Annotated in this window: 21 protein-coding genes; 15 read left to right on the forward strand and 6 right to left on the reverse strand. The window is 42.8% G+C overall.

All coding sequences use genetic code 11. The features are described 5' to 3' along the window. Positions 1–4 precede the first annotated feature (4 nt). The 13 genes from H5336_RS11680 (at position 5) to H5336_RS11740 (ending at position 12,358) form a co-directional block, all read left to right on the forward strand. Positions 5–784, forward strand: coding sequence for a transposase (locus H5336_RS11680; protein ID WP_185234363.1), 780 nt, complete (start codon positions 5–7; stop codon positions 782–784). Positions 785–972: 188 nt separating this feature from the next. Continuing rightward, on the forward strand, positions 973–1,287 hold the full coding sequence (locus tag H5336_RS11685) for a hypothetical protein (protein WP_185234338.1): 315 nt from the start codon (positions 973–975) through the stop codon (positions 1,285–1,287). 933 nt (positions 1,288–2,220) lie between these two features. Continuing rightward, positions 2,221–2,625: a hypothetical protein gene (locus H5336_RS11690; RefSeq protein ID WP_185234365.1), complete on the forward strand. Its 405-nt coding sequence runs from the start codon at positions 2,221–2,223 to the stop codon at positions 2,623–2,625. 833 nt (positions 2,626–3,458) lie between these two features. Beyond that, the gene (locus H5336_RS11695; protein ID WP_185234367.1) at positions 3,459–4,067 is read left to right on the forward strand and encodes an ankyrin repeat domain-containing protein; all 609 of its coding nucleotides are present in this window, start codon (positions 3,459–3,461) and stop codon (positions 4,065–4,067) included. A gap of 89 nt (positions 4,068–4,156) precedes the next feature. After that, complete coding sequence (locus H5336_RS11700; protein WP_185234369.1) at positions 4,157–4,540, forward strand: hypothetical protein; 384 nt, start codon at positions 4,157–4,159, stop codon at positions 4,538–4,540. Between the two features lie 143 nt (positions 4,541–4,683). Then, positions 4,684–5,079 (forward strand): hypothetical protein, encoded by a 396-nt coding sequence (locus H5336_RS11705; protein ID WP_185234371.1) that lies wholly within the window; start codon positions 4,684–4,686, stop codon positions 5,077–5,079. Positions 5,080–7,504: 2,425 nt separating this feature from the next. Beyond that, complete coding sequence (locus H5336_RS11710; RefSeq protein WP_221628042.1) at positions 7,505–7,846, forward strand: hypothetical protein; 342 nt, start codon at positions 7,505–7,507, stop codon at positions 7,844–7,846. A 175-nt stretch (positions 7,847–8,021) separates the two neighbouring features. Then, positions 8,022–8,387: a hypothetical protein gene (locus H5336_RS11715; RefSeq protein ID WP_185234375.1), complete on the forward strand. Its 366-nt coding sequence runs from the start codon at positions 8,022–8,024 to the stop codon at positions 8,385–8,387. Between the two features lie 127 nt (positions 8,388–8,514). Further along, the gene (locus H5336_RS11720; protein WP_185234377.1) at positions 8,515–8,961 is read left to right on the forward strand and encodes a hypothetical protein; all 447 of its coding nucleotides are present in this window, start codon (positions 8,515–8,517) and stop codon (positions 8,959–8,961) included. A gap of 615 nt (positions 8,962–9,576) precedes the next feature. Further along, the gene (locus H5336_RS11725; RefSeq protein ID WP_185230343.1) at positions 9,577–9,906 is read left to right on the forward strand and encodes a hypothetical protein; all 330 of its coding nucleotides are present in this window, start codon (positions 9,577–9,579) and stop codon (positions 9,904–9,906) included. A 131-nt stretch (positions 9,907–10,037) separates the two neighbouring features. Further along, complete coding sequence (locus H5336_RS11730) at positions 10,038–10,628, forward strand: TrmH family RNA methyltransferase (protein ID WP_185234379.1); 591 nt, start codon at positions 10,038–10,040, stop codon at positions 10,626–10,628. 188 nt (positions 10,629–10,816) lie between these two features. Beyond that, positions 10,817–11,569, forward strand: coding sequence for a transposase (locus tag H5336_RS11735; protein WP_185234361.1), 753 nt, complete (start codon positions 10,817–10,819; stop codon positions 11,567–11,569). Between the two features lie 9 nt (positions 11,570–11,578). After that, positions 11,579–12,358 carry a transposase gene (locus tag H5336_RS11740; RefSeq protein ID WP_185234381.1) on the forward strand — a complete coding sequence of 260 codons (780 nt, stop codon included), beginning with the start codon at positions 11,579–11,581 and terminating at the stop codon, positions 12,356–12,358. A 176-nt stretch (positions 12,359–12,534) separates the two neighbouring features. Here the strand turns inward: H5336_RS11740 and vapC are convergent, their stop codons facing one another. Together vapC and H5336_RS11750 are read right to left on the reverse strand one after the other, a co-directional pair. Then, a complete protein-coding gene (gene vapC / locus H5336_RS11745) occupies positions 12,535–12,930 on the reverse strand; it encodes a type II toxin-antitoxin system tRNA(fMet)-specific endonuclease VapC (RefSeq protein ID WP_185234383.1) in 396 nt (131 codons plus the stop codon). Continuing rightward, a complete protein-coding gene (locus tag H5336_RS11750; RefSeq protein ID WP_185234385.1) occupies positions 12,930–13,163 on the reverse strand; it encodes an antitoxin in 234 nt (77 codons plus the stop codon). Before H5336_RS11750 ends, vapC begins: the two co-directional genes overlap by 1 nt. Before the next feature lie 79 nt (positions 13,164–13,242). Here H5336_RS11750 and H5336_RS11755 point away from each other — a divergent pair, with 79 nt between their 5' ends. Next, positions 13,243–13,464, forward strand: coding sequence for a hypothetical protein (locus H5336_RS11755; protein ID WP_185234387.1), 222 nt, complete (start codon positions 13,243–13,245; stop codon positions 13,462–13,464). Beyond that, complete coding sequence (locus H5336_RS11760) at positions 13,409–13,681, forward strand: hypothetical protein (RefSeq protein ID WP_185234389.1); 273 nt, start codon at positions 13,409–13,411, stop codon at positions 13,679–13,681. Before H5336_RS11755 ends, H5336_RS11760 begins: the two co-directional genes overlap by 56 nt. Here H5336_RS11760 and tnpC read toward each other — a convergent pair whose 3' ends face one another. The 4 genes from tnpC to H5336_RS11780 form a co-directional block, all read right to left on the reverse strand. Further along, entirely contained in the window at positions 13,682–15,319 is a 1,638-nt protein-coding gene (gene tnpC / locus H5336_RS11765) for an IS66 family transposase (RefSeq protein ID WP_221628031.1), read from the reverse strand. Between the two features lie 34 nt (positions 15,320–15,353). Further along, positions 15,354–15,719, reverse strand: a complete 366-nt coding sequence (gene tnpB, locus H5336_RS11770; protein WP_185233961.1) for an IS66 family insertion sequence element accessory protein TnpB — start codon at positions 15,717–15,719, stop codon at positions 15,354–15,356. Further along, positions 15,716–16,036, reverse strand: coding sequence for an IS66 family insertion sequence element accessory protein TnpA (tnpA, locus tag H5336_RS11775; RefSeq protein WP_185233959.1), 321 nt, complete (start codon positions 16,034–16,036; stop codon positions 15,716–15,718). Before tnpA ends, tnpB begins: the two co-directional genes overlap by 4 nt. Positions 16,037–16,591: 555 nt before the next feature. After that, complete coding sequence (locus H5336_RS11780) at positions 16,592–17,674, reverse strand: IS91 family transposase (RefSeq protein ID WP_446697316.1); 1,083 nt, start codon at positions 17,672–17,674, stop codon at positions 16,592–16,594. Between the last annotated feature and the right edge of the window lie 13 nt (positions 17,675–17,687).

Consider the following 17,687-nt stretch of genomic DNA (forward strand, 5'->3'; position numbering starts at 1 on the left):
TTGTGTGACTGCTGCGGACGAGAAGCATCAGATTATTATTGAAGCAAGAGCCTTTGGTGTCGGTCAAGAACAGATTACGTTGAAACCGATGGTCGAGAGTATTAAAGACAAATTTGAAGAAGATGTATTTTCCGCTGGATGTGTATTAACAGCTGATACAGGATACTGTAGTGAAGATAACCTACAGTTTTTACACGATGAGAATATTAAATCTGTCATACCAGACAATCAATTTAGAATGAGAGACCCGGTTTACTCCGACTCAGAAACGTTTAAAGCGCACAAGAAAAAACGGCAGAAAACCAGAACAGATAACAAAAAAACAAGAGACGTCTTTCCGGGTAGCGAGTTTGTAATTGATTTTGTTAAGAAGGAAGCTGTGTGTCCTAATGGTAAAGAGATGATCTATTTGGGTGATGATTTCGAAACTAAAAGTGGACCCCACATGCGATTCCGAGGTTATTTGAAAGACTGCCGAGAATGCCCATTGCAAGAGCAATGTATGCAGAAAGAAGTCAAAAGTCAGGGGCGACAAATATCAGTTTTAATCGAATCGAAAAGAAGAGTGACACAGTTAGATAAAATGAAAAAGATCATCGATAGTGATGATGGTAAAAAAATGTATAGCAAGCGAATGTATACAATCGAACCGGTCTTTGGGAATATTTGTAGCAACAAAGGTTTAGACAAGTTGAGCTTGCGAGGGGAAAGCAAGGTGACGGCGCAATGGCAGTTGTATTGTATGGTACATAATGCCGAGAAGTTATGGAGGTATGCCACATAGAGGGGTAGAAAGGGCCAAATGGCGCCCTATATGGCAATATTCGATCATTTGTCGATCAGGCAATGTGAAGATTAGCTAGATTCATAATTGTGGTCATATAATGAACGCCTCAGAAAACAATTCAGAGGCGCAAAAAAGTGACGGTCAAACCCGAATTTTTCTACAGCCTCGTTAGAAGGAATGTGAAAATGAGAATTCTAGTGGCGATATTTCTTCTAGCCTCCAATGCATTAGCGTGTGATAAAGTCGACGTAATCTCTGAGAATGGAGGCGAAATATTTGTAAGCTGCGACGATATTGTGAAGGCAACAGATGACGATATCGCAGATATTACATACAAGCTAATTATTAGTGGTCAGTTTGACAATTCCAGTGACTTTTTTATCCACTATACACAAATGCCTGCAGAGTCACCGATTGCTACCTATAACTCCAGGCTTAATACGGTCACGTTCGTTACTACAAAAGGCGCGGCGGCAAGGCAGGTGGTTTTACGTATATGAACGTTCTAACAAAGCTAGCAAGCAGACCTACGTTTCGGTGTTTAAATTTATGCCGGTCGCTACGCTGGCATATATTTAAACACCTACACTGCGGCTGCTTCTAGCGGCGTTATGAGCGCGGTTCGAAAATAAATAAAACGAGTCATGTGCTTGATTTACGGCACGTTGTAGAACGTCTCTCGGCGTTAAAGTACGTAGGTTCTTTGTATCTCACCAGTTTCTTTCCTGGTGCCAAATAGTAGTTTTATAGGTGGTGGTAAATAGCACTTCGCATTTGGCCACCGCTTTTATAGTATGGGGTTTGTCAGTGGGGTGGTGTGTTCTTTCCTGCTGCCATCGGCAAACTAAATTAAAAACGTGGTTTTGTTGTAGCACTTACTGCCGCCGCATAACCAGTCGCTCCATAAGACGCCAACTGCGCAGTTCGTTTTACGCATTCCGCTTCGCTACATTTTAGCGTAAAACAAACTACACAGTAGGCGCTTATGAGCTTAGCGTTATAGCTCACAAAGGTAATTATGTACAAGTGTCCTTGCTGCGGCATGAATTCGATTTCGTGGTGGAAAAAGTTATTTTCTACCCGGCTAGCTCCTAAGCTGTGTAATAGTTGTGGTGGAGAATTCTATGTCCCGATTAATGGAGGATGGCTAGTATACAAATATTTGGCTTTTCCAGCTGTTGTAGCATGGATTCTTGTATTCACATATAAATCAGGGTGGCCTCTAGTAATTTTGATTCCGGCTTTAATCTGGTCTGTTAAATACAGTATTCTAGATTCAAAATTAGTATGTGGGGCGTCCAAGCCATAACAAGTTGCTGCACTCTGACACGTACTGCTGCGCTCGTTTTTGTGTTTGTCGCTGCGCTCCATTTTCACACAAAAACGCTCTCCGCAGCACGTGCAGGTGAGCAAAACGTTAGGCTAAGAATCAAATGATTGAGATTCTATCGAAAATATGGCCACTATTTTTAATACTAATTGTGATAGTAAATGTAATTCTTCAAAAAAGAAGGGCCCATATTGAAGAGAAGACGATCCCAGAAAGCGTATTAAACGAAGATGGGCCTACTGAGGAAAATTGTAACGCTAGTGTAGATGGTCAAGAGTATGCCGGAGTAATCGATTTTAAGCTGGGAAAGGAAAATTTACACATTATGTGTACTTTTCCAAAGTGGCGAATAGCAATTCCCTATAGTTTAATATCAGTTCAAGTACGTCAAGGAATAACCGGAAAAAAAGTTTATCTAAATGTAATGGGTAGTGATCGTATTCGCGTTTCAATGAGCTTGTATACTAAACTACAGGAGCTAAGTTCGGGTGGTTTACCAAAAGCCTAACAAGTTTGTCATGCGGAAAACCTTTGCTACGTTTCGTTTTGGGGTGGCTTCGCCACTTTACCCCAAAACTACACTACACAAAGGTTTCCGCATACAAAGGCGTTATGAGCGCGGTTCGAAAATAAATAAAACGCGTCATGTACTTGATTTACGGCACGTTGTAGAGAGTCTCTCGGCGTTAAAGTAAGTCGGCTCTTTGTATCTCACCAGCTTTGTTCCTGGTGCCAAATAGTAGTTTTATAGGTGGTGGTAAATAGCACTTCGCATTTAGCCACCGCTTTTATAATGTGGGGCTTGTTGGTGGGGTGGTGTGTTCGTTCCTGCTGCCATTGTCAAGCTAAAATAAAACGTGGTTATGTTGTGGTACTTACTGCCGTCGCATAACCAGTCGGTCACCCTGACGCTGCATACTCCGCCGCTTTTTTGTGCATTCCGCTTCGCTACATTCTTGCACAAAAAGCAGCTCCATATGCAGCGCAGGCTACCTTAGCGTTATGAGCGCGGTTCGACAATAAATAGAACGAGTCATGTGCTTGATTTATGGCGCGTTGTAGCAGGTCTCTCGGCGTTAAAGTAAGTCGATTTTTTGTATCTCACCAGTTTCTTTCCTGGTGCCAAATAGTAGTTTTGTAGGTGTTGGAAAATAGTACTTCGCATTTAGCCACCGCTTTTATAATATGGGGTTTGTTGGTGGGGTGGTGTGTTCTTTCCTGCTGCCATCGGCAAACTAAATTAGAAACGTGGTTTTGTTGTAGCGCCAACCGCCGCCGCATAACCAGTCGCTTATGAGCTTAGCGTTAAACCCTATTCATCATCTATCGAAGAAATGGAATATGTTAAAGAAGGATATTAAAGGCTTTTTTAAAGCTGTTAGAGCTAGTGATCTAGAACTGGTGAAAGAACTCCATAATAAAATTCCGGAGCTCGTTAATGCTTGCCATACTGCACCACCCAAAAAAGATGATGGGCAATCTCCTTTACATGTTGCGTACAAAACCGGGAATTATGAAATAGCAGATTACCTAATATCCCAAGGTGCAGATGTTAATTTTATTGAGCAATCCACAAGCAATGAATGGAATGCTCCAGTAATTCATGACTGCATAAGAGGTGTCGCTTTCAATACGTATGGTTTGACTGAAAATGAAGATGATTTCAATATTGCTCTTAAGGCTCTTCAGAATATTATCGTAAATGGTGCTTCAGTAAACTCCGAAGATTCCTATGGCAATACCTGTTTAGCGAGAGCAATCTTGGATACTAAGCAAATCATTGATAGAGAGTTTACGGATGAAATAGCCAATATTGTTTACGCACAATATAAAGCGTTATTCCGCGTATTACTCGGAGCAGGTGCAGATCCAGATATAAAAACAGATAAAAGGCAAAGTGCTCATGAACTCATAGAGCGTTTTAAATTAAATAAATACAACTTGGTTTAACAAGGCCATGCAATCTGACTCCGCAACCTGTCACGCTTTTTGCTGCGCAAAAAGACGCGCCAGGTTGCTACGCAGTTGATGGCGGCGTTATGTTTAAAATGATGAAAATATTTATTTATACGATTGCAGTTTTTGTTGGCGGTTGCTCTTTGACCCCAGAGGTACTTTTAGGCGACTATCAGGCGACCATTATTGGTTACTGGGAAAATGAGGATATAAACCAAGCGTCATTGGAGTTTTTAGAAAGCGATGTGGTTAAAATCCATCACCCAATATACGAGAATAGTTGCGTACAGTTTGGTATTGTCGAAGGGGAATGGAAGATGAACGACGACAATATAAAGTTTAGTTTTATTAGCGAACTCGATACCATTGAATATATTCGCCATATACATAATCTAAATAAAAATAATCTTAAGTTAAAGTCGACAACAGATGGTGCTTTAGCTAATTATAATCGAAAGCCAAGATAGTGCAGTTCGGCACACATAACAATTATGTCCTGTTGACGTTTTGGCTTTCGTTCCGTTTTGGGGTGGCTTCGCCACTTTACCCCAAAACTACACTACACCCAAAACGCAACAGACATAGGCGTTAGGGCTCCACAAGGGGTAGTATGAATATATTCAAAAGAATTATTTTGTTGGTTATGCTTTATTCGGGATTTGGTTTTGCCTGTTTGGAAGAACCTGTACTGGCTTCCGGAGACTTCTTTGAGCGATCGGCAAGTATATATTTGGTATGTCCAAGTATTTCTAATTTTTCTGATACAGAGGCAAAAAAAACAGTCGAAAAATTATTAGGCAAATATGAAGGCATTGCACCGGAAATATTTATACAGTTTTTAGCAAGCAACAAATATATTGGGTATATGGAGAAATCTCCTTATACTTTGCCAAATAATGAACTGGTAGCAGATTACTATAGTGGTACTGGGCGCTTGTACTTTTGGCCAAAATCAGAAAACAAACGGTATATCAGTATTGAAAGGAAAAGTGGAAGCAAGCCCTAACAATACGCTAAAGTTGACACTTTGGCCTACTTTCCGTTTTGGGGCGCCTTCGGCACTTTACCCCAAAACTCCATTACGGCCAAAGTGCAACTTAGCGAAGCGTTATGAGCGCGGTTCGAAAATAAATAAAACGAGTCATGTGCTTGATTTACGGCACGTTGTAGAGCGTCTCTCGGCGTTAAAGTAAGTCGGCTCTTTGTATCTCACCAGCTTTGTTCCTGGTGCCAAATAGTAGTTTTACAGGTGGTGGTAAATAGCACTTCGCATTTAGCCACCGCTTTTTTAATATGGGGCTTGTTGGTGGGGTGGTGTGTTCGTTCCTGCTGCCATTGGCAAACTAAATTAAAAACGTGGTTTTGTTGTGGCGCCAACCGCCGCCGCATAACCAGTCGGTCAACCTGACGCTGCATACTCCGCCGTTTTTTGTGCATTACGCTTCGCTTCATTCTTGCACAAAAAGCAGCTCCATATGCATCGCAGGCTACCTTAGCGTTATGAGCGCGTTCGAAAATAAATAAAACGAGTCATGTGCTTGATTTACGGCACGTTGTAGAGGGTCTCTCGGCGTTAAAGTACGTAGGTTCTTTGTATCTCACCAGCTTTGTTCCTGGTGCCAATTGAAAGTTTTATAGGTGGTGGTAAATGGCACTTCGTATTTAGCCACCGCTTTTATAATATGGGTTTTGCTGGTGGGGTGGTGTATTCGTTCCTGCTGCCATTGGGAAGCTAAAATAAAACGTGGTTTTGTTATGGCATATACTGCCGCATCATAACCAGTCGGTCACCCTGACGCTGCATACTCCGCCGTTTTTTGTGCACTCCGCTTCGCTTCATTCTTGCACAAAAAGCAGCTCCATATGCAGCGCAGGCTACCTTAGCGTTATGAGCGCGGTTCGAAAATAAATAAAACGAGTCATGTGCTTGATTTATGGCGCGTTGTAGCAGATCTCTCGGCGTTAAAGTAAGTCGGTTTTTTGTATCTCACCAGTTTCTTTCCTGGTGCCAAATAGTAGTTTTATAGGTGGTGGTAAATAGCACTTCGCATTTAGCCACCACTTTCGTAATATGGAGTTTGTTGGTGGGGTTGTGTGTTCTTTCCTGCTGCCATCGGCAAGCTAAATTAAAAACGTGGTTTTGTTGTGGCGCCAACCGCCGTCGCATAACCAGTCGGTCACCCTGACGCTGCATACTCCGCCGCTTTTTTGTGCATTCCGCTTCGCTTCATTCTTGCACCAAAAGCAGCTCCATATGCAACGCAGGCTACCTTAGCGTTATGAGCGCGGTTCGAAAATAAATAGAACGAGTCATGTGCTCGATTTACGGCACGTTGTAGAACGTCTCTCGGCGTTAAAGTAAGTAGTTTATTTGTATCTCACCAGCTTTGTTCCTGGTGCCAAATAGTAGTTTTATAGGTGGTGGTAAATAGCACTTCGAATTTAGCCACCGCTTTTACAATATGGGGTTTGTTGGTGGGGTGGTGTGTTCGTTCCTGCTGCCATTGGCAAGCTAAAATAAAACGTGGTTTTGTTGTGGTGCTTACCGCCGCCGCATAACCAGTCGGTCACCCTGACGCTGCATACTCCGCCGCTTTTTTGTGCATTACGCTTCGCTACATTCTTGCACAAAAAGCAGCTCCATATGCAGCGCAGGCTACCTTAGCGTTATGAGCGCGGTTCGAAAATAAATAAAATGAGTCATGTGCTTGATTTACGGCACGTTGTAGAGAGTCTCTCGGCGTTAATGTAAGTGGGTTTTTTGTATCTCACCAGTTTCTTTCCTGGTGCCAAATAGTAGTTTTATAGGTGGTGGGAAATAGCACTTCGCATTTAGCCACCACTTTCGTAATATGGAGTTTGTTGGTGGGGTTGTGTGTTCTTTCCTGCTGCCATCGGCAAGCTAAATTAACAAACGTGGTTTTGTTGTAGCGCCAACCGCCGCCGCATAACCAGTCGCTCCATAAGACGCCTACTGTGCAGCTCGTTTTACGCATTCCGCTTCGCTACATTTTAGCGTAAAACAAACTACACAGTAGGCGCTTATGAGCTTAGCGTTATGAGCGCGGTTCGAAAATAAATAAAACGAGTCATGTGCTTGATTTACGGCACGTTGTAGCGGGTCTCTCGGCGTTAACGTACGTAGGTTCTTTGTGTCTCGCTAGCTTTGTTCCTGGTGCCAAATAGTCGTTTTATAGGTGGTGGCAAATAGCACTTCGCATTTGGCCACCGCTTTTATAGTATGGGGTTTGTTGGTGGGGCGGTGTGTTCTTTCCTGCTGCCATTGGCAAGCTAAAATAAAACGTGGTTTTGTTGTGGTACTTACTGCCGCCGCATAACCAGTCGCTCCATAAGACGCCAACTGCGCAGTTCGTTTTACGCATTCCGCTTCGCTACATTTTAGCGTAAAACAAACTACACAGTAGGCGCTTATGAGCTTAGCGTTATGTGAAGTCATGAAAATAGTATTATTTGAATCAGAAAATATTGACCTTACCTCTAAAGAAGACCTAGCCCTTTTTATACCAGACCATTTAGACGGAAAGGTGTTGAATTATGGTCAAGGTGAGGGCCAAATTGAAATTGAGGGTACTGTTTGGGGACTGTATGTGAACAACGAAAATTTTTACTATTTCACTTTGGAAGAGGGCTTTATAAGCTGGGATAAATTCACAGCATTAGTCGACTCAATATTGGTTAAAGTCAATTCAGAGTTTGGTGTTAACTTCTCTCTTGCTGTAGAGGGGCCAGTTTTAAATGAACCTAATATGTAAATCACATAACAAAGCCAGTCAATCTGACCTCCGTAAGCTGTCTTCTTTTTTGCAAAAAAGCGCAAAAAAGCAGCCATCTCACTCCGGCAGTTGCTGGCGGCGTTAAGACCCCTAGGGAAAATATATGCGTCGTCTTCTTATAATTTTAATACTTTTAACATTTTCAGAGTTGTCTATGTCTAATACAGTATACGGGAGTGCCGACTTAAAGCTCGCGCTAACAGCCGAGGAGGCTAAGAAGCTCACGGTAATTCTAGCTAAGTTTTCCAAAGATTCTGAAGTTGAAAAATACGTACAGACTGGTATTGGGTTTTCTGGTGAGTCTTTTAGCTTCTACGATCCAATAAAAAAGGGCGCAGTAAGAATTGAAGGTTCGGCTGCCTTACCTGTTGATGACGAGAATGAAATGATGGGTGCGTTTTCTCACTGGCTTGAGTTTTTAACAGAAGTTAGAAATACCTTGGGCCGAGGAGATTGGCACGTTCATATGGATGACTATGACGTAAATTGGGACTCAAAATTAAATGCATACCGTATGTAGTCTTAACAATGCGCTCAATTTGACGTTTTGGTCTTCGCTCCGTTTTATGCATGGCCACCGGCCATTTTTGCATAAAACTCCACTGCAACCAAAACGCAAATTAGCTTAGCGTTAGCATCCTATCAATATGAATCTAGTAATCGAATCAAATGCAAAGGAGTTTGCACTTAGGCATGGTGTTTTATCATTGGAAGAGGTTGTTACTTGGGCAGATGCTCTCATTGAGAAGATGGACGAGCCACCTGTAGAGTTATTTGATGTTTCACTGGCTAAAGATTTAAATTCGATAATTGAGGCACTTGGATGTTTTGGTAGGTCGAATGAAAAAACTACCGTTGCAAAACTTATATTTCGGTACTTTTACGATAATTTATCTTCAAGTCAACCAAACTATGAGCGTGTCGCAAGAGGGCTATACGACATGTTCCTCCAAGAAATAGCACCAATGGCGCCTCCTTCAGAAGAAATGGCGTGCTACTGGGATGACCTTGATTTGGCTGAGAGAGGGTATGTAGGCACATTGGAAGAGGTACAACAAAACATGCTAAATCTATTAAAAGTGCACAAATGCTAACAAGCCAAGCCAGCAGGACGTATTTTTGCTGTCGCTTCGCTCCAAAGCACAAAAATACGCCGCTGCTTAGGGGCGTTAGAAACCCAAGAAAAGTATGGTGATATATTCAGGAAAAGACTCGCCGAGCGCTATCTTAATGCCGATACTATTTCTACCATTGGTATTCTTACCCTTTGTATTTGGTGTTGTCACTTGGGAAATTTTAGCTGTAGGGTCATTGGTTATATACCTAATGACAAAAGGGCTCAGCTTTACCATCGAAAAAAGTAATGATGCGTATATACTTATAAGACAATGCTGGGGGATAAAGTACGAGTCTACAAAGTCCCAAGGTATTGGGTGCGTCTGTTTGGACGATGAATACTCGGACGCCCCTAAATCGACTTGTGTTTCTATTATGTTTGCTGGGCGTACGACGTATATTGGTACGAGTAAAAATATGAGAGAAATTGAAATTGCACTGTCGAAGTACCAGAGCAATTCTTGAGGTGCGCCTTCTAACAAGGCCATCGTAGCGACCACTTTTCCGTCGCTTCAATTTGTGCTTTGATAGCACAAATCAAATCAACTACAAAGTGGCGCCACATGGCGACGTTATACGTCAAGGAGGGTTCAGTGCTAAAAAAAATATGCCCTTGGTGTGGCGAGAAAACTACATTAAACCAACTCGGTCGAAGGCCAGTTAAGAAGAAGCCGCAGTGGTATGAGTTTTCTAGAAGTGTGCGGGTTTGTCCATACTGTGCGGGTGCAGTGAAGCCTGGCGGTAAATCGATGTGGTTTATGGTTCTAGCTTTGCCTGCATTTATGTCGTTCATGATAGATTCATTCACGGGTTTTAACGTGCTGAAAGAGTTGGATGCCGAAACCGCTGGCTGGGTACTGTTTTTACTTGGGTGTATTGGTGCATATTATTTTGGAATATTTGAAAAAGTAGAAAACGTATAACCAGGCTATCAAGCAGACCTCCATTCCGGTGTTTGATTTTGTGCTGGCCGCTAACGCTAGCACAAAACAATCACCTCCATTACGGCTGCTTATAGCAGCGTTAGGCTACCGAGAGTATCACCGAGAGAAAAATGGATAACTCAAAGAGTACAGTTCGTCAGAGAGCGGATGAAATTAAAGAATACCAATGTAAAAATCTAATTGCAGTTTTAGAAAATCCGATGGATATAAAAAACATTGGATCTGTCATTAGAAATGCAAACGCTCTTGGCGTAGAAAAAATATATGTAGTAGATTCTCGTAAGTCCTTACCTGATGACTGGGAAGAACTAAGAGAACGCAAATCACTCTCAAAGATATCGGTATCCGCTTCAAAATGGACTTTTGTTAAGCGTTTTGACAGCACTGAAGAATGTTTAGAGCATCTCGAGAAAAATCGATTTACATCTGTAGTAACTTCGCCTCACGTCAAGGGAAGAGACAACTTTGTACTTCATGAGGCTGACTATACTCAACCGAAGCTTGCAGTGTGGTTCGGGAATGAATCTCGAGGTATAAGCGATATTGTAGTAGAACGAAGTGAGTTTTGCGTATCAATACCAATGTTCGGCATGATAGAGAGCTTAAATTTGGCCACTACTACGGGTATAGTCCTTTATGAAGTCACAAAGCAAAGACGTGACTACCAGGCTAAATACAAACGTGCAAACAGAAAAGCCTAACAAAAGTATGCACACGACAAAAACTGCGTCGCTCCGTTTGTGCAAGGGCTTCGCCCATTTTACACAAACTACACGCCGCAGTTTTTGCGTGTGATACTGGCGTTCAGGCTGTAGAAAAATAGATCTCCTTCGGGATCTAGGCCGATTTTCATAGTAAAATGTCACTTCAGCAGTTTACTGAGGCGGATATGGCCAACTTCATCGATACAAATATAAATCAAACCGTTTTTCTGGATATCAATTTCCTTGACCAGCTTGGTACGGATAATTTTGATTTCTATATGTATACTCTTCTGAATACAGACAAAATTATTGATGGTTTCCTCAGTCGATATAAAAATAGTAATGTTGGCCGCAAGGCCTACCCTCCTGAGCTTCTCCTTCGCGTTATCTTTAGTGCCTATTATCGAGGAATCACCTCCAGTCGAGTGATTGCTAAGCTATGCACAACTGATTTGACGTTCATGGCCCTGGCTGTTGGTACCACGCCACACTTTACAACTATTGCAAATTTCGTCTCGGGTAATTGTGAGGCAATTAAGGAGTTGTTTCACAAAATTCTACTCATTTGCGATGAGAGTGGTTTAATTGGTAAGGAGCATTTTGCTATTGACGGATGCAAGCTTCCTACCGATGCTTCCAAGCAATGGAGTGGAACCCATCCTGAGCTGGAAAAGAAGTCTACTAAGATGCGTGCTAGAGCCGAAAGAATCGTGGATAAGCACCTGGAATCGGACTCTACAAAGAATAATCAAAGCGGCCATTATAAAAAGGATATGCAAACGGTAGAAACCTTGCTAAAGACAGCCGATAAAATTGATGGTTTTCTGGCTGAGAATGAACCTCGTATAGGGCATTCAAAAAGTAAGAAAGAGGTACAGAGTAACATCACGGATAATGAGTCGTGTAAAATGACCACTAGTAAAGGCACAATTCAATGAATGGCTTGTGTGACTGCTGCGGACGAGAAGCATCAGATTATTATTGAAGCAAGAGCCTTTGGTGTCGGTCAAGAACAGATTACGTTGAAACCGATGGTCGAGAGTATTAAAGACAAATTTGAAGAAGATGTATTTTCCGCTGGATGTGTATTAACAGCTGATACAGGATATTGTAGTGAAGATAACCTACAGTTTTTGCACGATGAGAATATTAAATCTGTCATACCAGACAATCAATTTAGAATGAGAGACCCGGTTTATTCGGACTCAGAAACGTTTAAAGCGCACAAGAAAAAACGGCAGGAAACCAGAACAGATAACAAAAAAACAAGAGACGTCTTTCCGGGTAGCGAGTTTGTAATTGATTTTGTTAAGAAGGAAGCTGTGTGTCCTAATGGTAAAGAGATGATCTATTTGGGTGATGATTTCGAAACTAAAAGTGGACCCCACATGCGATTCCGAGGTTATTTGAAAGACTGCCGAGAATGCCCATTGCAAGAGCAATGTATGCAGAAAGAAGTCAAAAGTCAGGGGCGACAAATATCAGTTTTAATCGAATCGAAAAGAAGAGTGACACAGTTAGATAAAATGAAAAAGATCATCGATAGTGATGATGGTAAAAAAATGTATAGCAAGCGAATGTATACAATCGAACCGGTCTTTGGGAATATTTGTAGCAACAAAGGTTTAGACAAATTGAGCTTGCGAGGGGAAAGCAAGGTGACGGCGCAATGGCAGTTGTATTGTATGGTACATAATGCCGAGAAGTTATGGAGGTATGCCTCATAGAGGGATAGAAAGGGCCAAATGGCGCCCTATATGGCAATATTCGATCATTTGTCGATCAGGCAATGTGAAGATTAGCTAGATTCATAATTGTGGTCATATAATGAACGCCTCAGAAAACAATTCAGAGGCGCAAAAAAGTGACGGTCAAACCCGAAATTTTCTACAGCCTCGTTAGCTTAAATCCAGTCCTCGAGAGTAAGGTCAGGAATTCTGGAAAATTCTTTAGTGTTATTTGTTACGAGCACAGCATTAATGCTGCGCGCATGCGCGGCAATAAATAAGTCGTTGCTACCAATAATGTTTCCTTGCCGTTTTAAAATTGCTCTAATTAGTCCGTAGTGTCGAGCGGCTTCTTCATCCCAAGGATCTATAAGTACTCTTTGAGTAAATATATCTAGCTGATTGTAACGTTCTTCTCTAAGCTTTGGATCGCCGTTTTCAATACCATAACAAAGCTCCGCGTAGGCAACCGTGGAAATAGAAATATTTTTAATGGCTTTAAACTTATTTTTCAGCTCGGTAGTTCGATTCTTTAAAACAAATATACAGGTATTGGTGTCGAGCATGTACATTAATAAAAATCTCGCTCTTGAGGGGCGCCTTGTTCACGGTCACTTAAGTAGTCTTCGTCAAAAGCCGAAGCCTGAGAAAAAAAGTCGTCCCACGTAGGTTTGGTTGGAGAAATTACAACTTTGTCACCTTGCTTAGATATGTACACTTCGTCACAATCGAACCTGAACTCTTTGGGTAGGCGCACAGCTTGGCTTCGCCCGTTCATAAAAATTTTGGCAATTTGGTTTAGCATTATACAAATCCCTCAATGCGGTGGTATATACCGAATAGTATATACTGTGTCTCGTGACTTGGCTATAAGGTGTAACATATTGAAAATAAAAGAAAAAGCTAACAAAGCTATCAACCTGACGTCCAAAGCTACACTGGTCTTTGGGCATGGCCTACGGCCATTATGGCCCAAAACCAGCTCCACTCTGGCCGCAGGTTATAGCGGGCGTTATGTTTTTATCGTTTTGTCAGCTCAAGGAGATATAAATGTTGGATTTAAGCTTATTGTTACCAAAGAAAATCGACAACAGTTTTCTTGGTAATAAGGTTGCGCTTTGGTTTTTTTATCTATTAACTGCTGTAACTTTGTGGCGAAGCCAGCATCATTTGTTTTCGCCTGACGGAGGGGCACAATCTATAGCTACAATCCCTCTTGATACATATGCACAAGGAGCATCGTTAACGATTATTGGTATTTTTGCGTTGTGGGGGCTGTCACAATTAGTAATAAGCGTTATTTATCTAGTAAGCGCCCATTAACTAGGGTGTCTTGACATCCTTACATTTAAAATTCCACGGCAATAATTTTTCAAGATCCTCCATCGTCTCTGCGTAAGGCAATTTTTTCAACATATCCTTAAAATAACCATAAGGCTCAAGCCCATTCGCTTTTGCCGTTTCAATTAAACTGTAGTAAATCGCGCTGGCATTTGCCCCTTTCGGAGTATCACTAAAAAGCCAATTACGTCGACCAACACAAAAAGGTCGTATGGCGTTTTCCGCTAGAATATTGCTGATGGGGATTTCCCCCTGCTCGCAGTATAAGGTCAGCTTTTCCCACTGGTTTAAGGTGTAGCTAATAGCTTTCCACGTTAATCCTTCTTTTGATACCCGACTTTCATTTTTTTCTAGCCAAGTTTTTAGTGTGTTGAGTAAAGGGACGCTTTCCTGCTGTCGGGTTTGGATTTTTTCTTCGGCTGTTTTGCCTTGTATCTGGCGCTCAACCAGATAAAGCTTGTTGATAAGCGATAATCCCATGCGGGCCTTGCTGGGAGCTCTCGATTTTGCGTTAGCTTTTAAATCTTTGCTTGCTGCTTTTTCGGCTTCGTCAAACTTGCGGCGTGCATGATCCCAGCACCCAGCATGTTGGAGTTTCTGCTTTTTCACCACAGCATTGTAGCCAGCATAACCATCAGTTTGCAGAGCGCCATTAAACCCTTCTAACAGGCGCAACGGCACATCCTTACTTCGAGATGGATCATACTCAAACAAAACACTGGGATGATCTGGAGGCCCTCCACGGGTTAACCACATCCACTTGTCACTGGTTGCGCTCCGACCGGGTTCTTTGAGCACCTGAACGCGGGTCTCATCGGCTTGTATAAGATCACCATTCCATTGATGCTCTCGCATTAGCTTGATTAGCGGAGCAAGCTGTAACGATAAACGTATTAGCCAATTGGCCAGTGTAGTGCGTGTAACACTGCCACCATAGCGCCCCAAAATGCCTTCTAAACGATAGAGTGGCAACGCATCCATGTATTTAGCAGTAATGATGTAGGCCAATGTGTTGGTGCTGGCAACAGCTTTCGGTAGCGGGTGTTTAGGTAAGGGGGCAGAAACAATTCTACGCTTATTTTCTCCGCCAATATTTTTATCTTCGTCGTCGATAAAAATCGCTTTTTCTTGCATCAGTTCAATCACTTGAACCTGTGCCGGGATAATATCCAGCTCTTCTTTAACTTTGACAAAGTAGGTGTCGATAGCGCCGTCTTTTGCCTCATCACTGAGTTCAATGCGGTGCTGAACACGCGGTATAGTGGGATTTAGCCCTTTGCGGCCCGAGGGCTTTTTCTTCTTGGGCTCATCATCGGCTTCCTGCTCAACCTCTATGGCTTCTGCTTCATCAAACATCCCCAGCTGATTAGGCTGTTGCTCGCTACTGCGGCCATACAGTTTTTGTTTTTGTTGCCGAAGCAGCTCTTCCAGTACGGCAATTCGAGCTTTTTGCGACTGTATGACTTGAGTTTTTTTGCCAATGACCTGATCTTTTTCGTCAAGTAGATTTTCTTTTTGTTCGAGCTGCGTATTTTTTTCCAGCAGCAGATCGCGCCACGAACCTTCATCAAAAGTGGAGTCGCTATCGCTTACATTCTGAGTATTTGGAGGTGAAGTCATGGCGTGGATTATACCAAATTATCCCCCGCTATTTTTAAAATACTGTTTCGTAATGCAGTTTTTTATGGGGTTTCATCGCGCTCAGATCATAGCCATCCAGCAGCCAATTTAATTGTTGTCCGCTGAGGGTGATAATGTCATCCCCCTGCCTAGGCCACTTGAATTTTTCTTCGGCTAAGCTCTTGTAATACAGGACAAAACCGTTTCTTTCCCAAAATAGGCATTTGATTTTGTTGCGGCGCTTGTTGGTAAAGCCATAAAGGCGCCCTTCAAATACGTTATGCCCCAGCTCCCGCTCAACAATGGCACTGAGTCCATTAAACGATTTCCTGAAGTCTACAGGCTTTCGATAAAGGTAGATAACGGGTAGCGACCGCGAGGGTCGCATTACTTCGTTCATTGTAGCGTGCACATTAATGCGCTCACTAGCGGTAAGGTTTGTGTGCTTATCCCTTCGATTGTATGTCCGCTGGCCAGGCGTAAACTTAAACATTCAGCGCCGATGGCATTGGTGCTCAAAACACTAACTTGGCTAAAGCCTGTTGATTGCGCATCTGGGCTAAGTGCTTGGGGTTCATACTTGCGTTTGTAGTATGACAGCTGGTGAGCGACCAAGCCTTGCTCTCGGCAAAATTGAGAAAGTGGTAAACCAGATTCTCGCCATGCTTTGAGTTCGACCCGCCAGTCAATTGGGGGGGTACGCGTTTGTTTTTCCATAATGGACTCCTTGGTTAGGGGGGGCCATTATGAGCTGATGATTGTTGGCTGGGTATTACCCGGGTTAATGGGCGCTTACTTTATCTATTTGCATGCATACGGTATCGAGCACTAATTCCTTTGATGTACTTATTCGGAATAATTGAGTATGGGATGAGAGCGTTTTACATTGGTTCATATAAGCCAGTAGAAACCGCAGGTGATGCTCCAGGAGCATTAATTAATTTACCTTTCATGCTTATATTTACTTTAATGCTCGCTCTGTCGTTATGGCGAAAAAAGCAATAAATCGAGGCCAAAACATAACAAATAGGGATATGTCGCGCGAAGCCGCGACATATCCTATTGTTGAACGAGCCCGTGCTGCAGGCTCTCTCTATAGTAAATAAGTAAAATGGGTTTTGTTAACCGGAAGGTTGTGTCGACGTTATGTCTTTATGGAAGGCGAGTGCAAGCCTCGCCTGTTAGACGATAAAAAAATACTGATTTTATTTCATGGATGCTTCTCCAGTTTGAATGAATTGATTCCCTTTGGTGTCTTCCCTTTTGATCTTTTTAGTCTGGAAACAAACTAAAATTCGGGTCAATTTCTGCTTTTATTGATTTACTTGGCGTGATTACCGCAATCACTCGCATGGTGCCTTTGCACTTTTTACACTTGAAGACTGGTTTTTTTCGGGTGTTCGGTGTGGGTGTTTCAACGCATAAAATGTACTGTATCGTCTTCAGTAGGCGTTTGGCATTGCCGTGTAAAAAACCGTAATCGCGTGCGCGCCTAAAGCCTTTGGGTAACGTATGTTGTAGCACCAGCGCCACAAATTCCTCACCCTGCAATGTACGCGTTTTGACATCCCCTGTGTTGCTTTCGGTATAGCGGAATGTCACTTCACTCCCATCATTCTTAATAATGTTTTTATTGCTGATGACTCCACGATACAAATATCGTGAAAGATAGTGAAGTGCAGGTAAACCACGGCCAACACGCTGGCATTGCGTCACCCATTTTTTCGATGTTGTCGGTACGGTAAATCCTGCTTCCGATAGGGCGCGTAAAAATGCGCCTCGAAATTTGGCGGCAAGGGCGCGTCCATTAAACAGATATTTCCCCTTCAGCGTACGCCATTCACGACGAGCACGGTGCACACCACCTGCAGGCACTACAATATGCACGTGAGGGTGGTAGTCGAGCCGACGGGTATGCGTGTGCAATACAGCTGTCATCGCCAACTCAGCGTGAAAGCCTTTTTTATTGCGCGCGAACGTCTTGAGTGTTTCGACGGCGCATTTGAATAGCAAGCTGTAAACGACTTTGGGGTTTGCTTTGGCCAGCGCTCTTAATTGCTCGGGTAAGGTAAACGTGGCCATAAAATAATTCACCGGTAACAGCTTCTGTTCTTGACGCTCAAGCCAGTCAGATGTGGCGCTGTGTTGGCACTGATTACACGCGCGGTGACCGCAGGAGCGGTGTTTTTGGGTGGTATAGGGGCATGCATCACAGGCAAACGTCATTTGCGCATATTGTTGCGTACGGCAACCGGTGATGGCATTAATGGCAGACCACTGATCGTCACGGGTTTGCGCCCCGTATTGGTGTTTGAAACGATCGAGGTATTGGGTGATGATGGAAGACAGTTCGATTGAGGCAAGCATA

Origin of the sequence: Teredinibacter franksiae (assembly GCF_014218805.1) — a bacterium.
Classification (GTDB): Bacteria; Pseudomonadota; Gammaproteobacteria; order Pseudomonadales; family Cellvibrionaceae; genus Teredinibacter; species Teredinibacter franksiae.

What these genes read in the sequence shown, in the direction of transcription:
- tnpC (WP_221628031.1), bottom strand. Translation starts at nt 15,319, where the DNA reads ATGACTTCACCTCCAAATACTCAGAATGTAAGCGATAGCGACTCCACT.
- H5336_RS11700 (WP_185234369.1), top strand. Translation starts at nt 4,157, where the DNA reads ATGTTTAAAATGATGAAAATATTTATTTATACGATTGCAGTTTTTGTT.
- H5336_RS11690 (WP_185234365.1), top strand. Translation starts at nt 2,221, where the DNA reads ATGATTGAGATTCTATCGAAAATATGGCCACTATTTTTAATACTAATT.
- tnpB (WP_185233961.1), bottom strand. Translation starts at nt 15,719, where the DNA reads ATGAACGAAGTAATGCGACCCTCGCGGTCGCTACCCGTTATCTACCTT.
- vapC (WP_185234383.1), bottom strand. Translation starts at nt 12,930, where the DNA reads ATGTACATGCTCGACACCAATACCTGTATATTTGTTTTAAAGAATCGA.
- tnpA (WP_185233959.1), bottom strand. Translation starts at nt 16,036, where the DNA reads ATGGAAAAACAAACGCGTACCCCCCCAATTGACTGGCGGGTCGAACTC.
- H5336_RS11695 (WP_185234367.1), top strand. Translation starts at nt 3,459, where the DNA reads ATGTTAAAGAAGGATATTAAAGGCTTTTTTAAAGCTGTTAGAGCTAGT.
- H5336_RS11735 (WP_185234361.1), top strand. Translation starts at nt 10,817, where the DNA reads ATGGCCAACTTCATCGATACAAATATAAATCAAACCGTTTTTCTGGAT.
- H5336_RS11730 (WP_185234379.1), top strand. Translation starts at nt 10,038, where the DNA reads ATGGATAACTCAAAGAGTACAGTTCGTCAGAGAGCGGATGAAATTAAA.
- H5336_RS11760 (WP_185234389.1), top strand. Translation starts at nt 13,409, where the DNA reads ATGTTGGATTTAAGCTTATTGTTACCAAAGAAAATCGACAACAGTTTT.
- H5336_RS11710 (WP_221628042.1), top strand. Translation starts at nt 7,505, where the DNA reads ATGAGCTTAGCGTTATGTGAAGTCATGAAAATAGTATTATTTGAATCA.
- H5336_RS11720 (WP_185234377.1), top strand. Translation starts at nt 8,515, where the DNA reads ATGAATCTAGTAATCGAATCAAATGCAAAGGAGTTTGCACTTAGGCAT.
- H5336_RS11715 (WP_185234375.1), top strand. Translation starts at nt 8,022, where the DNA reads ATGTCTAATACAGTATACGGGAGTGCCGACTTAAAGCTCGCGCTAACA.
- H5336_RS11705 (WP_185234371.1), top strand. Translation starts at nt 4,684, where the DNA reads ATGAATATATTCAAAAGAATTATTTTGTTGGTTATGCTTTATTCGGGA.
- H5336_RS11685 (WP_185234338.1), top strand. Translation starts at nt 973, where the DNA reads ATGAGAATTCTAGTGGCGATATTTCTTCTAGCCTCCAATGCATTAGCG.
- H5336_RS11750 (WP_185234385.1), bottom strand. Translation starts at nt 13,163, where the DNA reads ATGCTAAACCAAATTGCCAAAATTTTTATGAACGGGCGAAGCCAAGCT.